Source organism: Streptomyces sp. NPDC014764 (assembly GCF_043082785.1).
GTDB lineage: Bacteria > Actinomycetota > Actinomycetes > Streptomycetales > Streptomycetaceae > Streptomyces > Streptomyces althioticus.
Genome location: NZ_JBIBXY010000021.1, coordinates 57,412 through 72,547, shown reverse-complemented (window position 1 = coordinate 72,547; position 15,136 = coordinate 57,412). Strand labels below are relative to the sequence as shown.

At 75.7% G+C, this 15,136-nt stretch carries 6 protein-coding genes; all 6 read left to right on the top strand.

Going from position 1 to position 15,136, the window contains the following annotated elements; translation table 11 throughout:
- A partial coding sequence (locus tag ACF1AG_RS30885; RefSeq protein WP_391810749.1) for a phosphopantetheine-binding protein occupies positions 1 to 423 on the top strand: 423 nt, incomplete at its 5' end.
- Between the two features lie 83 nt (positions 424 to 506).
- On the top strand, positions 507 to 2,732 hold the full coding sequence (locus tag ACF1AG_RS30880; protein ID WP_391810748.1) for an SDR family NAD(P)-dependent oxidoreductase: 2,226 nt from the start codon (positions 507 to 509) through the stop codon (positions 2,730 to 2,732).
- A 27-nt stretch (positions 2,733 to 2,759) separates the two neighbouring features.
- On the top strand, positions 2,760 to 9,941 hold the full coding sequence (locus ACF1AG_RS30875; RefSeq protein WP_391810747.1) for a beta-ketoacyl synthase N-terminal-like domain-containing protein: 7,182 nt from the start codon (positions 2,760 to 2,762) through the stop codon (positions 9,939 to 9,941).
- Positions 9,938 to 11,518 carry a PfaD family polyunsaturated fatty acid/polyketide biosynthesis protein gene (locus tag ACF1AG_RS30870; protein WP_391810746.1) on the top strand — a complete coding sequence of 527 codons (1,581 nt, stop codon included), beginning with the start codon at positions 9,938 to 9,940 and terminating at the stop codon, positions 11,516 to 11,518. The genes ACF1AG_RS30875 and ACF1AG_RS30870 overlap by 4 nt, the downstream gene beginning before the upstream one ends.
- Positions 11,515 to 13,278 (top strand): acyl-CoA dehydrogenase, encoded by a 1,764-nt coding sequence (locus ACF1AG_RS30865; protein WP_359601238.1) that lies wholly within the window; start codon positions 11,515 to 11,517, stop codon positions 13,276 to 13,278. Before ACF1AG_RS30870 ends, ACF1AG_RS30865 begins: the two co-directional genes overlap by 4 nt.
- A 38-nt stretch (positions 13,279 to 13,316) precedes the next feature.
- Entirely contained in the window at positions 13,317 to 15,101 is a 1,785-nt protein-coding gene (locus ACF1AG_RS30860) for an acyl-CoA dehydrogenase (RefSeq protein ID WP_359601239.1), read from the top strand.
- Positions 15,102 to 15,136 lie beyond the last annotated feature (35 nt).

Genomic DNA, 15,136 nt, shown 5'->3' with positions numbered 1-15,136 from the left:
CGTTCCGCCGACGCCGCCCCCGAACAACTCGCCGAACTCCGCACCCTCGACGACATCATCACCTTCATCACCGACGCCGCCGGCGCCACCACGCAGCCGCAGGCGGCCTCCGGACCCGCCGGTGCCCCCGCCGCCGTCTCCGCCGACGAGGTGCGCAAGGTGCTCCTGGAGAGCGTCGCCGCCAAGACCGGCTACCCAGCCGACATGCTCGAGACCGGCATGGACATCGAAGCCGACCTCGGCATCGACTCCATCAAACGCGTCGAGATCATGGGCACCCTCCGCGACCGCTTCCCCGGATCCGCCGACGCCGCCCCCGAACAACTCGCCGAACTCCGCACCCTCGACGACATCATCACCTTCATCACCGACGCCGCCGGCGCCACCACGCAGCCGGAGGTGGTGGCCGCCCCAAAAGCCTGACGCCCGGCCTCGGACGCTTCCACGCCGCGCTGACCGCCGTACCGGAGCCGGACGAGCTGTCCGGCGCCTACCGGGCGGAACCGGTGGCGCTGCTGGCGGGCTCGGGTGAGCTGCTCGAACCGCTGGCCGGGGCGTTGCGGGCGCGGGGCTGGACGGTGCACACCGGCCGGGAGGCGCCCGAGGGGGCCGAGCGGCTGGACCTGGTCGTCGACTGCGTCGAGGCCGACGGGCACGAGGCGCAGCTCGCCGCGCTGCGGGAGACGCTGCTGCTGGCGGGCCGGACCCAGCCGCTGCTGGAGCGGGCCGCGGGCGAGGGGCGCGCCGCGTTCGTCACCGTGACCCGGCTGGACGGCCGGCTGGGCCTGTCGGGGACGGCGGGCGTGGAGCGGGCCTCGCTGGGCGGTGTCACGGGGCTGGTGAAGACCTTCGCGATCGAGGCGCCGGAGCTGTTCTGCCGGGCACTGGACCTGGCGCCGGAGCTGCCGGCCGGGCGCTGCGCGGAGGTGTTCCTGGCGGAGCTGTACGACGCCGAGCGGGCGCTGACCGAGGTCGGGCGCACGGCGGACGGGACGCGTGTGACGGTGACGCCGGCCGACGAGGCGGATCCGTCGTCGCCGGGCGAGCCGGGTGCCGGCGCACCCGGCGCGGACGATCTGCTGGTGGTCACCGGCGGGGCCCGCGGGGTGACGGCGTCCTGTGTGCTGGGGCTGGCCCGGCACCACCGCACGGGCCTGCTGCTGCTGGGCCGTACCCCGCTGACCGAGGAGCCCGGGTGGGCGTCCGGGGTGGCGGAGGACGGTCTGCGGGCCGCCGCGGCGGCCGAGCTGAAGCGGTCGGGCGCCAAGCCGTCGCCGCGCGCCGTGGAAGCGATGGCCCGCGAGGTGACCGGCGTCCGCGAGATCCGCGGCACGCTGGCGGACCTGCGGGCGGCCGGCTCCGCGGCCGAGTACCTGGCGGTGGACGTCAGCGACGCGGACGCCGTGCGCGAAGCACTCGCCCCGCACCGTGCGCGGGTCACCGGGGTGGTGCACGGCGCCGGTGTGCTGGCCGACGGCCTGGTGCGGGACAAGAAGGCCGGTGACGTGGACCGGGTGCTGGCCACCAAGCTGACCGGGCTGCGCAACGTGCTCGGGGCGCTCGACGGCGCGCGGGTGCGGCACGTGCTGCTGTTCTCCTCGGTCGCCGGTTTCTTCGGCAACCGCGGCCAGTCCGACTACGCGATGGCCAACGAGGCGCTCAACCGGTGGGCCTGCGCCCTGCGCGCGGCTGCCCCGCGGACCCGGGTCACCTCGGTGAACTGGGGCGCGTGGGCGGGCGGCATGGTCACCCCGGCGCTGGAGAAGATGTTCGCCGAGCGGGGCGTGACGCTGATCCCGGTCGAGGAGGGCGTGCGGTACTTCGTGGAGCAGTTCTCCGCGGAGCGCGCCGCCGACACGGTGTGCGTGGTCGGGCCGAGGAGCCCGCTGTCCGCGCGTGAGCCGGCTCCGCTGCCGGCCGGCGGGCTGGTGCTGCGCCGCGGCCTGGCGGCCACGGCGGCCGACGCGGTGATCGCGGACCACGCGATCGGCGGGGTGCCGGTGCTGCCGGCCACCGCGGCCGTGGGAGGTCTGCTGGGCGCGGTGCACCGGGCGGCGCCCGGGACGCGCGTCACCTCGGTGCGCGGGTTCCAGGTGCACAAGGGCGTCGTCTTCGACGACGGGCGTCCGGACGTGCTGGAGACGACGGTGCGCCAGGTGGACGGCGCGCCGGAGTACGAGGTGTCGGTGCGGGACGGCTCCGGGCGGCCGCGCTACCGGGCGCTGCTGGTGGCCGGTGCGGCGCCGGCGGCCGAGCGGGTGACGGGTCTGCCGCAGGGCGGGGACGGGGGCCCGGCGCCGTACTACGAGGACGGGACGCTGTTCCACGGCCCGGCCCTGCGCGGCATCACCGGCGTCCTCGACGCGGGCCGCCGGCTGGTGCTGGCCGCCCGGCTGGCCGACCCCGGCATCGCCCGGGGCGCGTGGCAGGCGCCCGGCTACAGCCCCGTTTTGTCCGACCTGCTGCTGCAGGCGGTGCTGGTCTGGGCGCGTCTGCACCGCGGCGAGGCCGTGCTGCCGACCGCGGTGGGCGAGGTCGAACTGCTCGCGCCGCTGCCCGGGGACGAGCCCTTCCGGCTGGTCGTCGACGCGGTGTCCGAGACGGCGAGCGGCATCCGCTGCACGGTCACGGCGTGCACGCCCGGCGGACGGGTGCTGCAGCGGATGCGCGAGGTCGAGGCAGTGCCGAGCCCGGGGCTTGCGGCGAAGTTCGCCGCGGCGTCCCGGTCCTGACGAGTCGAGTGGGAGAACTGGGAGACCATGTCCAGCACACTCCGCGGCGCCGGGCGCCGCGACGAGCCGGTGGCCATCGTGGGTATGGCCTGCCTCCTTCCCGGTGCGCACACCCCCGACGAGTTCTGGGAGTCGCTGCTCGCCGGGGAGGACCACCGCACGGAGGGCGGCCGGGAGGTCTTCGGGACCGACCCGGCCGTGCCCGGCGGATGGGGTGACGCGGACCACCGTGTCACCGCCACGCGCGGCGGTTTCGTCCATGAACCGCCGATCGACCTGACCGGCCTGAACGTGCCCGCCGGTGAACTCGCCGCCCTGGACCGGGTGGTGCTGTGGTCGCTGCACACGGTCCGTCAGGCCCTCGCCGACGCGGGCCTGGACGGGCCGGGCGGGCTGGCGCGCACCGGGCTGGTGCTGGGCAACTACTCGTTCCCCACCGAGGCGTCGGTGGGTCTGTGCACCCCGCCCGTGCGGCGGGCGGTCACCGAGGGCCTGGCGCGTGCCGGGCTGCCCGTGCCGCCCGTCGCGGCCGGCGAGCCGGAGCCCGCGGCGGAGAACCTGTGGCCGTTCGGGCAGCCGGCGACGGTGACCGCGCGGGCGCTCGGTCTGGGCGGGCCCCGGCTGGCGCTGGACGCGGCGTGCTCCTCGGCGCTGTACGCGATGGCGCTGGCCCGGGACTACCTGGCCACCGGCGCGGCCGACGTGATGGTGGCCGGAGCGGTGTGCGCGCCCGACCCGCTGCTGATCCACCTGTCCTTCTCGGATCTGCACGCCTACCCGGACAACGGGGTCAGCCAGCCCTTCGACGGCCGGTCCTCCGGCATCGTCACCGGTCAGGGCGCGGGTGTGCTGGTGCTCAAGCGGCTTTCGGACGCGCTGCGTGACGGCGACCGGGTGCACGCGGTGCTGGAGTCGGTCGGGCTGACCAACGACGGGGCGGGCCGGCATCTGCTGAGCCCGAACCTGCGCGGTCAGCTGGGCGCCTACCGGCAGGCGTACACGCACGTGGACCCGGCGTCGGTGGACTACATCGAGTGCCACGCGACGGGGACCCCGCTGGGGGACGCGACGGAACTGCGCGGCCTGGCCGAGTACTTCGGCTCGGTGGGCGCCGAGGTGCCGCTGCTGGGGTCGGTGAAGGGCAACGTCGGCCATCTGCTGACGGTCGCCGGTTTCACCAGTGTGCTCAAGACGGTGCTGGCGCTGCGGCACGGCGTCGTCCCCGCCACGCCCGGGGTGCTCTCGCCGCTGCGGCCGGAGGGCGCCGAGGCGGTCGCGGACCGGCTGGTGCTGGAGTCGCGCCCGTGGCCGGAGCGGGACGGACCGCGGCGTGCCGCGGTGTCCGCGTTCGGCTTCGGCGGCACCAACGCGCACGCGGTGCTGACCGGGCCGCGGGAGCTGTCGGGCCCCTCCCCCGCCGTGGGGCCGAAGCCCGGCGAGGAGTCCGGTGCCGCCGCTGCGCGGCCGGTGCGGCAGCCGCGGCTCGCGGTGGTGGGGCTCGGGACGCGGCTCGGGCCGCTCACCGGCACCGGTGAGCTGGCGCGCGCGGCGCGGTCGGGACGGCCGGCGCTGACCGGGCGGCCCGCGAACCGCTGGTACGGCGCCGAGCAGGTGCCGGGCGGTCCGCTGGCCGGGACCGTGGCCGAGGGCGCCGACCCGGCCGGCGGCTACGTCGACGCCGTGGACGTCCGTCCGCGTACCTACCGCATCCCGCCGAACGAGCTGGCCCAGGCCAACCCGCAGCACCTGGCGCTGTTCGAGGCGGCGGAGCAGGCTCTGGCGGACGCCGGTCTCGACGCCCCGCCGCCCGGGGTCAAGGCGGACGAGCTGCCCGGGTCACGGGTCGGCGTGGTGGTCGCCATGGAGATGGAACCGCGCACCCACACCCACCGCGCGCGGTTCGACATCGGCGCCCATGTCCGCGCCGAGTGCGCGCGGGCCGGGGTGACGCTGGACGCGGAGCGGCTGGACAGCCTGGAGGAGGCGGTGCGCGGCGCCGTGCATGACCCGATCGGCGCAAACGAGGTCCTCAGCTACATCGGCAACGTGATGGCGAGCCGGATCTCCTCCTCCCGCAACCTGACCGGCCCGTCGTTCACCCTGGCGGCCGACGGCACCGCCGCGGTGCGGGCCCTGGAGGTGGCCCGCCTGCTGCTGCTCGACCCCACCGTGGACGCCGTGCTGGTGGGCGCGGTGGACCTGGCCGCGGGCGCGGAGAACACCCGGGCCAGGGCCCGGATCGCCACCGCGCGCGGCGAGGAGATGCCGGTGCTGGGCGACGGGGCCGCCGCCGTGGTCGTCACCCGCGAGGACGCCGTGCGGGGGCGGCGCGTGTACGCCACGGTCGACGCGCTGGCCGTGCACTGTGCGCCGGACCGCGCGGACGCGGTGGCCGGGGCGGCCCGGCAGGCCCTGTCGGCCGCGGAGGCCGACCCGGCGGACGTGGCCTACCTGGAGCTGTCGGGGGCCGTCGCGGACGCCCGCCGGGAGGAGGCCGCCGCGCTGGCCGCGGTGTACCGGGCCGGCGGTGGCGACGACCCGTACGGGTGCGCGCTGGGCGGCACCACCGCGCTGGTCGGGGACACCGGGCGGGCGGCGCCGCTGGCGTCGCTGGTCTCGGCCGTCCTCGCCGTGCACCACGCGGAGTTCCCGGCGGCCCCGGAGGGTCTGCTGGACGCGTCCGCGCCCGGGCTCGAGGGGTCGCGGTTCACGCTGCTCGGCGATCCCCAGCCGTGGCTGCCCGAGCGGCGCGGCGGGCGGCGGACGGCCGCGGTGAGCGTGCTCGGCGACGACGGCCCGCACGGAGCGACCGCCGCCCACCTCGTGGTGCGCGGCACCGCGCCGGAGGCGGCCGGGGCGCCGGCGACGTCCTGGACGGACGGTCCGGGCGTGTGGATCCTGCCGTTCTCCGCCGAGGACGGCCCGGCGCTCGCCTCCGCCGCGGCGGCCCTGCGCGCGGAGCTCGCGGGCCGGGGCGCCGAGGCGGTGGTGCGGGAGGCCGCGCACACGCCCCGGACCGGCCGGCTGACGGCGGTGGTGGTCGCGGCCGACGAGGCCCGGCTGGACGCCGAACTGGCCGCGGCCGAAAGGGACCTGCCGTCGGTCGCCGACGGCGGCGGGGAGTGGAGCACGCCGTCCGGCAGCTTCTGCACCGCCCGCCCGGTCGGCCCCGAGGGCCGGGTCGCGTTCGTCTATCCGGGCGCCTTCGCCACCTACCCGGGCGCCGGACGCGATCTGTTCCGGCTGTTCCCGGGGCTGCGGGCCGCCTTCGAGCGGGAGGCGGACCGGCCGGCCGAGAGGCTCAAGCACCGCTCGCTGTTCCCGCGGGCGCGGGGGCCGGTCGACCGGCGCGCGATGATGCGGCACGAGGCGGAGCTGATCGAGGACATCCCGGTGATGCTGGCCGCGGGCACCAACTTCGCGGTGCTGCAGACCCGGTTGCTGCGGGACGTCCTGGGCGTGGCCCCGGACGGCGCGTTCGGCTACAGCCTGGGCGAGTCCAGCATGCTGTTCGCGACCGGGGTGTGGGCCGAGGCGGCGCGCGACGACGCCGCCCTGGCCGCGACGCCGCTGTTCCGTGACCGGCTGCGCGGACGCAAGGAGCAGGTGCGCGAGGCGTGGTCGCTGCCGGCGGACACCCTGGACGCGGGGGTGTGGACGACGCGGGTGCTGCTGGCGGGCGCCGACCGCGTGCGCGACGCGATGACCGGCCTGGACCGGGTGTTCCTCACGCACGTCAACACCCCGCGGGAGACGGTGGTCGCGGGTGATCCCGGGCAGGTCCGCGAGCTCGTCGAGCGGGTGGGGTGCCAGGCGGCCAAGGCGCCCGCCAACCATGTGATGCACTGCCCCGTGGTCGACCCCGCGCTGCCCGGCCTGGCCGCGCTGAACGACTATCCGCTCGCCGGCGAGGTCCCGTCGCTCGAGCTGCTGTCCGCCTACGACTACGACACCGTCCCGGTCACCGACCGCGCGGAGCTGGCCGGGCGGATCGCGCACACCCTGCGCTCCACGATCGACTTCGCGCGGCTGGCGCGGACCGCGCACGAGCGCGGCTACCGCTACTTCGTCGAGGTCGGCCCCGGCGCCACCTGCACCCGCTGGATCACCGAGACGCTCGGTGAGCGGCCGCATCTGGCGGTGTCGGTGGACCGGCGCGGCGCCGCCGGCGCCGCCGCCCTCGCGCAGGCCCTGGCCCGGCTGGTCGCCCACGGTCTGGACGTGGACCTGGGCGTGCTCTTCCCCACCCCCCGCACCGCCGCCGCCCCCGGGCCCGTCCTGAGGGTGGCGTGCGGGGGCGAGGCGACCGTGGAGCGGGTGGCCCGCGCGGCGGCCCCGCTGCTCGCCCCGACCGCTCCCGCCGACTCCCCCGAGGTGACCGCCGTCATGAGCCCCGCTCCCCCGCCGAGTGCCGCCCCGCCCCAGGACGCGGCGGCCGGGCCCGTCCCGGTGTCCGAGGGGATCGTCGTCGAGGGAAATCCTTTCGTCCATCTGCCGGAACCGGCTCATGTTCCCGCTCTCGCGGGCGCCGGGGCGCACCGGGCGGCGCCCGCCGTCCCGGCCGCCCGGGCGTCCCTGCCGGGGCCGGTGTCGCCGCTGCAGGCGATCGCGGCGAGCGTGGCGCACGCCCACCGGGCCGCGCTGCGGGCGCAGCACGCCGTGCTGGACGCCTCGCTGCGGACGCTGACGCCGTCCGGGCCGGCGTATCCGGGCCGGCCCGCGGAGTCCCTGCCGCCCGCCGGCCCGTCGGAACCGCAGGCGCCCGCGCCGGAGCCGGGCGGTGACGGCGGCAGGCCCGTGGTCTGGGACGAGCGGGATCTGCTGGAGTTCGCGCAGGGCCGCGTGGCCCCGGTGTTCGGGCCGGCGTTCGCCGAGGTCGACACCTACCCGCGGCGCTGCCGGCTGCCGGAGCCGCCGTACCACTTCGTCAGCCGGGTCACCCATGTCAAGGGCGAGACCGGGGTGTTCGAGCCGTCGGAGATCACCACCGAGTACGACGTCCCGGTGGGCGCCTGGTACAGCGTCGACGGTCTGGTGCCGTGCGCGGTCACCATCGAGGCCGGCCAGTGCGACATGCTGCTGATCAGCTACCTGGGCATCGACTTCCGCACCCGGGGCGAGCGCGTCTACCGGCTGCTGGACAGCCGGCTGGTCTTCCACGGCGCGCTGCCGCGCGAGGGGCAGACGCTGCGCTACGACATCCGCATCGACCGGTTCGTGTGGAACGGCGACAGCCTGCTGTTCTTCTTCAACTACCGCTGCTACGCGGACGGCGAGCTGATCCTCGAACTGCTCGACGCGTGCGCCGGGTTCTTCACCCCCGCCGAGCTGGAGGACTCCCTCGGCGTGGTGGAGACGGCCGCCGACCGGGCGCGCCGCGCGGCGATGACGCCGGCCTGGTTCAAGCCGCTGGCCCGCACCGACGTCACGTCGCTGAGCGGGGCCGATCTGGCGCTGCTCGCCGAGGGACGGCCGGGTGAGGTGTTCGGGCCGCGCTGGGACCAGCGGGCGGACGGTGCGAACCGTTCGCTGCGGCTGCCCGGCGAGATGCTCCGCATGATCGACGAGGTCACGTCGGTCGACCGCCTGGGCGGTCCGCGCGGCCTGGGACGTCTGTCGGCGGTCAAGCGGCTCGACCCGGACGGCTGGTACTTCCGCTGCCACTTCACCGGCGACCCGGTGCTGGCCGGTTCGCTCATCGCCGAGGGCGGTGTGCAGCTGCTCCAGGTGTACGCGATGTACCTGGGCATGCACCTGGTGCTGCCCGACGGGGAGTTCCAGTCGGTGCCGGGGCTGGAGACCGAGGTGAAGGTGCGCGGGCAGATCACCCCGGACATGCGGCAGGTCCGCTACGAGGTGGACGTGATCGAGCTGACGATGCTGCCGCGGCCCACGGTGATCGCGGACATCACCGTGTACGACGGGGACAAGCCGATCGTGTCGATGCGCAACTTCGGCGTCCGCGTCCAGGAGAAGCCGGGCACGCCGTACCGGCCCGAGGCCGGCGGGGTGCCCGCCTTCCTCGGCCGCCGCAACGAGCGCGGCGAGGCGGCCTTCATCAACGAACTGCACCTGGCCCACGCCGCCAAGGGCGACCTCGGCACGGCGATGGGCACCGAGTTCGAGATCTACGCCGGCCGGCGCGCGCCGTACATCCCCAACGGGGACTTCCGGTTCGTGGACCGCATCATGCGGCTCGACGGGACCCGCGGCGACCTGTCGCCGGGTTCCACGATGGCCACCGAGTACGACTCGCCGCCGGAGGCCTGGTACTACGCGGACAGCGGCCCGGCGGGCATGCCCAACTGCGTCGTGATGGAGACCTCGCTGCAGGCGGCGATCCTGCTCGGCTACTACCTGGGCGCGACCCTGGCCAAGCCCGAGGAGGAGCTGTCCATCCGCAACCTCGACGGCCGGGCCGCCTTCGTCAAGGACCTGGACCTGCGCGGGAGGACGATCCGGCACGAGTCGGAGCTGCTGTCCAGCCAGGCGGTGCCGGGGGCCACCCTGCAGAACTTCCGCTACCGGCTGCTCGCCGACGACGAGGTGTTCTACGAGGGCGAGTCGCTGTTCGGCTACTTCACCGAGCAGGCGCTGTCCAACCAGGTCGGACTGGACTCCGGGCAGTACGTGCCGCCGTGGCTGGAGTCGGCCCGTGAGCGGCTCGAGGAGTCCGCGGTGCGCCGGCTGCCGGTGCGCTCGGACGACCGCTGGTTCACCCCGGCCGCGGGCAGCGGCCTGCGCCTCGGCGACGGCCATCTGCGGCTGGTCGACGAGGTGACGCTGGTCGACGGGGGCGGTGAGCACGGCAAGGGCTATGTGCACGGACACCGCCGTATCGACCCCGACGACTGGTACTTCTCCTGCCACTTCCACCGCGACCCGGTGATGCCCGGCTCGCTCGGTGTCGAGGCCGTGCTCCAGGGGCTGCAGGCCCTGGTGATCGAGTCCGGACTGGCCGACGGCATGGGCCCGGTGCGGTTCACCGTGCCGCGGGACGTGCCGATGGGCTGGAAGTACCGCGGGCAGATCCTGCGCGAGGACCGCGAGATGACCTTCGACGCGCACATCAAGGAGGTCCGCCGCACCGACGGCCGGCTGACCGTCGTCGCCGACGCCAGCGTGTGGAAGCCGGGTCTGCGCATCTACGAACTGACCGACATCGCCGTGGACGTCGTTCCCGACGAGTCCGCCGAGGAGGACCAGTGACCACCGCCCCCGCCCGGACGACCACCCCGCCCGTGCACACGGATCCGGCAGGGATCCACCGGGTGCTCGGCGCCCTGGAACAGCCCTGCTACATCGTCGACACCGGACAGGGCGTGGGCGCCGCGAACGCCGCGCCCGGCCCCGGCGGACGGATCGTGGCGGCCGTCGGGCCGCTGCCGCCCGAGCGGCTCGGCTGCTCCGCCTTCCGCGCCCGCCACGGCGTCGGACACGCGTACATGGCCGGCGCGATGGCCGGCGGCATCGCCTCCGAGGAACTGGTGATCGCGCTGGCCCGGGCGGGGGTGCTGGCGTCCTTCGGGGCGGCCGGGCTGCTGCCCGGGCGGATCGACCGGGCGCTGACCCGCTTCGCCGCGGAGATCCCCGCCCTGCCGTACGCGGTCAACCTGATCCACAGTCCGAGCGAGGACGCCCTGGAACGCGAGGGCGTGGAGCTGCTGTTGCGGCACCGGGTGCGGTGCGTGGAGGCGTCCGCGTTCATGGACCTCACCCCGCACGTGGTGCGCTACCGCGCCGCCGGGCTGAGCCGCACCCCCGACGGCCGGGTGCACGTCGGCCACCGGATCGTCGCGAAGGTCTCGCGCGCCGAGGTCGCCGAGCGGTTCATGCGCCCGGCGCCCGAGGCGATCACCGCGGACCTGGTGGCGCGCGGGCTGATCACCGCCGAACAGGCGGAACTGGCGCGGCGGGTGCCGATGGCCGACGACGTCACCGCCGAGGCCGACTCCGGCGGCCACACCGACCGGCGTCCGCTGACCGCCCTGTTCCCGGGGCTGCTCCGGGTGCGCGACACCGTCCAGCGGGAGCTGGGGTACGGGCAGCGGATCGGTCTGGGCGCCGCGGGAGGCATCGGCACGCCGCGTGCCGCGGCCGCCGCGTTCGCGCTGGGCGCCGACTACGTCGTCGTCGGCTCCGTCCACCAGTCCTGCCTGGAGTCGGGCACGTCGGAGGCGACGCGCCGGCTGCTGGCGGGAGCGGGGCTCGCGGACTTCGAGATGGCGCCGGCGGCCGACATGTTCGAACTCGGCGTGGAACTGCAGGTGCTGAAGAAGGGCACCTTGTTCCCGATGCGCGCCAAGAAGCTCTACGAGCTGTACAAGGCGTACGACGGGGTGGAGGCGCTGCCCGAGGAGGCGCGCGGGCAGCTGGAGCGGCAGGTGTTCCGGCGGCCGCTCGACGACGTGTGGGCGGACGTCGAGGAGTACTTCACCCGCCGCGACCCGGACCAGCTGCTCCGCGCCCGGCAGTCGCCGCGGCGGCGCATGGCGCTGGTGTTCCGCTGGTACCTGGGCATGGCGTCGCGGTGGGCGGTGACCGGTGAGGGCGACAGGACCGCCGACTACCAGGTGTGGTGCGGTCCGGCGATGGGCGGCTTCAACGAGTGGGTGCGCGGCAGCTATCTCGCCGCGCTGGAGAACCGCAGGGCCGCCGACGTCGCCCATCACCTGATGCGCGGGGCCGCGTTCACCGCGCGGGTGCAGCAGCTCGCCTGGAACGGTGTCCGGCTGCCGGCCGCGTGCACCGAGTACGTGCCCGTCCCGCCCGGGGAGGACCGATGAGGGCGGCGACGGCCGCTCCGTACGCGGCGGTGACGGAACTCGACCTGGCGCTGGGCGACCCGCGGGACCCGGGCAGTCCGTACGGGTTCGCGGCCATGGCCCGCCGGGACGCCGACGAGGCCTACCCGCGGGAGCTGGCCGAGCGGGTCGGGCCCTGGCTGCGGACGGCGTTCGTGCCGGCCGGGCAGGGCGGCGACCTGGTCTCCCTGGACCACACGCTGATGCTGGTGCGGGCGGCGGCCCGCCGGGACCCGGCGGTGATGCCGGCGACGATGTTCAGCATCACCGCGGCGGTCTGCGTGCTCGCCGCGGGGTCGGCCGGGCAGCGCGAGCGGGTGGTACGGCTGCTGCGCGAGGGCGGATCGGTCGGTTTCGCCCTGTCGGAGGCGGAGCACGGCGGCGATCTGCTGGCCAACTCCTGCACCGCCGCGCCCGCTTCGGGCGAGGCCGGCGGGGGCTATGTGCTGGACGGCGAGAAGTGGCTGGTGGGGCTCGGCGAACGCTGCCAGGCGCTGCTGGTGGTGGCGCGCACCGGACGCCGCGGGCCGGGCGCCTTCTCGGCGCTGCTGCTGGAGGGCGGCGAGGTGGACAAGGCGCGCTCGGGGATCCGGCAGCGGCCGGCCGGGATGCGCGGCGTCGACTTCGCCGGGTTCCGCTTCCAGGGGCTGCCGGTGCGTGCGGACGCGCTGGTCGGGCAGCCCGGGCACGGCCTGGAGATCGCGATGAAGGCCATGCAGGTGGTGCGGACCATGAGCACCGGGTGCAGTCTGGCCTGCGCGGACACCGGGCTGCGGCTGGCGTGGGACTTCGCCCGCGAGCGGCGGGTGGGCGGGCGCGGCGCGGACCGGCTGCCGTATCCGCGGCGGGAGCTGGCGACGGCGGCCGCGCTGGTGCTGGCCGCCGACGTGGCGGCGCTGACGGCCGCGCGGGGCGCGCATGCGCTGCCGGAGGCGCAGTCCCTGTGGTCGAGCGTGGCGAAGAGGACGGCCACCGACTTCGCGGACGAGGCCCTCGCCCGCTGCGCGGACGTCCTGGGCACCCGCAGCCTGCTGCGGGACGGGCCGTACGCGGCGTTCGACACCGTCCGCCGGGACAACGCGGTGGTGCGGTACATCGACACCAGCCCGGTGGCGAACACCCGGCTGGTGGCGGCGCAGCTGGCCCGGCTCGCCGGGGTGGCCGGGAGCGCGGGCGACGGGGACGGGGCGCAGGACGCGCTGGGCCGGGTCTTCGACCTGGGGGCCGCGCTGCCCGAGGCGGACTGGGACCGGCTGCAACTGTCGGGCCGGGGCGGGGATCCGGTGCTGTCCCGGCTGCCGGCGGTGGCGGCGGCGGTGCGGCACGCGGTGACCGAGGGGGCCGCGGCGCCGGTCGCCGACGCCGCCCGGATCGTCGCCCGCACCCGGGAGCTGGAGTGCGCGGTGGGCGGGCTGCTGCACGACGTGTCCTGGCGGCTGGGCAGCGGCAAGGACCAGGACGGCGGCCCGCCGGAGCTGGGCCACCTGGCGGAGCGGCTGTGCCTGCTGCACACCGCGGCGAGCTGTGTGCACCTGTGGTGGGCCTGCCGCGACCGGTCGCTGTTCGGGCTGCCGCCCGGCGACGCGGGGTGGCTGAGCCCGGTGCTGACGGCCGTGCTGGACCGTGCGGGCGGGCGCGTCGCCCCGCTGCCCGACGCGGAGGCGCGCCGGCTCATGTACGTCGTCACCCCCTTGTACGAGGAGAACCGCATGTTCTCCTGCGCCGCCCCCCATCTGGCCTGAACCGACCGCGCGCACCACGCAGGGAAGGAACCGCAACCGTGACAGTCGACGACCTCGTGGCCCTGGCGGAAGGGCTGGAGGACCACCTCGGGGACCCGCACGACGCCGGGGCCCGTATGCCGTTCGCGAAGGTGCTGGCCTTCGACGAGCGGGAGGAGTTCCCCTACGAGCTCACCGATCTGCTCCAGGCCTGGGGCGTGCACGAGTACTGCCTGCCCGAACGGTGGGGCGGGCGGGCAGGCGACGTGGAGGTGGGGTTCAACCTGGTGCGGCTGGTGGCCCGCCGGGACCCGACCACCGCGACCGCGCTGATGATCACCAATGTGGCGTTCATGCCGCACTGGATCGCCGCCGGCGACGAGCAGGGCCGGGCCGCCGTGCACGGCATCCGGCACGGCGCCCGGATGTCCTGGGGGCTGTCGGAACGGCGGCACGGCAGCGACGTGCTGGCCAACGAGATGCGCGCCGAGCGGGTGCCCGGCGGCTGGCGGCTCACCGGTGAGAAGTACCTGATCGGCAACGCCACGATCGCCGACGTGGTGAGCGTCCAGGCGCGCACGGCCGAGCGCGGGGGGCCGGGCGGCTGGTCGGTGTTCGCGCTGGACCGGCGGCAGTGCCCGGCCGGCACGGTCGCGGCCCTGCCCAACGAGCGCCTGCACGGGCTGCGGGCGCTGGACATGAGCGGCATCCGGGTCGACGGCGTGTTCGTGCCGGAGGACGCCCTGGTCGGGGCCGAGGGGCAGGGTCTGGAACTGGCCCTGAAGAGCGCCCAGGTGGCCCGGGTGGTCATCGGCAGCATCGCCCTGGGGGCGGTGGACACCGCGCTCCGGCTGACGATGGACTTCGCCGCCCGGCGGGAGATCTTCGGGCAGCGGGTCGCCGACATCCCCTACTCCCGGCGCCAGCTGGCCGAGTGCTTCGCCGACCTGATGGTGGCGGACGCGGTGTGCAGCGGCGCGGTGCGCGCGCTGCAGAGCAACCCGGCGCAGGCCAGCGTGTACTCCTCGGTGGTCAAGTACTTCGTGCCGACGCTGCTGGAGCGCACCATGGGTCAGCTGTCGGTGCTGCTCGGGGCGCGGCTGTACCTGCGGGACCATCCGCACTTCGGCGTCTACCAGAAGATGCTGCGGGACCTGGCGGCGGTCTCGTTCGTCGACGGCAACACCGTGGTGAACCTGAAGAACATCGCGGCGCAGCTCGACGGGCTGCTGGGCACGGCGCGGGACGCCGGTGACGGCCTGCGGGCGGAGGCGGTGGAGCGCATCGGCGTCATGTTCGGCCTGGACGCCGAGCTGCCGGAGTGGCGTCCGGAGCGGCAGCTGCTGGTCAGCCGGGGCCGGGACGACGTCCTGCTGGCCCTGCCCGACGCGCTGGAGCGGCTGCGGGACCTGGCGGAGCGTCAGCGCGACGGGCGGGACCGGGCGTTGTTCCACCGTGCGGCGGAGACGGGTGACCGGCTGCTGAAGGAGTTCGACCGGCTGCTGGGCGAGACGGCCCGGCTGAAGGAGGACGTGGGACGCGGCTACGCCGCGACCGCCGAGCAGTTCCGCCTGGCCGAGCAGTACTGCGCCCTGCACGCGGGCGCGGCGGCGGTCCACCTGGCGGTGCGCTCGCAGGACGCGCTGGGCGAGGGCTTCCCCGACCCGGCGGTGCTGCTGCTGTGCCTGGAACGGGTGTGGCGTCAGTTCCGTCCGACGGAGACGGTCACGGACGCGGCCGTGGTCGACCGGGTGGCGGGGGTCCTGAGCGGTCTGCACGAGGAGGGCCGGCTGTTCTCCCACTGGCCGGTCCGGGTACGGGCGTCGGCGGACTGGACGGCGTGAGCGGGGGCCGGCGGGCGGGACGGCGGCGGTCCGCC

Excerpts from the sequence above, each read along its gene's own strand:
- ACF1AG_RS30875 (WP_391810747.1), top strand. The coding sequence starts at position 2,760 with ATGTCCAGCACACTCCGCGGCGCCGGGCGCCGCGACGAGCCGGTGGCC.
- ACF1AG_RS30865 (WP_359601238.1), top strand. The coding sequence starts at position 11,515 with ATGAGGGCGGCGACGGCCGCTCCGTACGCGGCGGTGACGGAACTCGAC.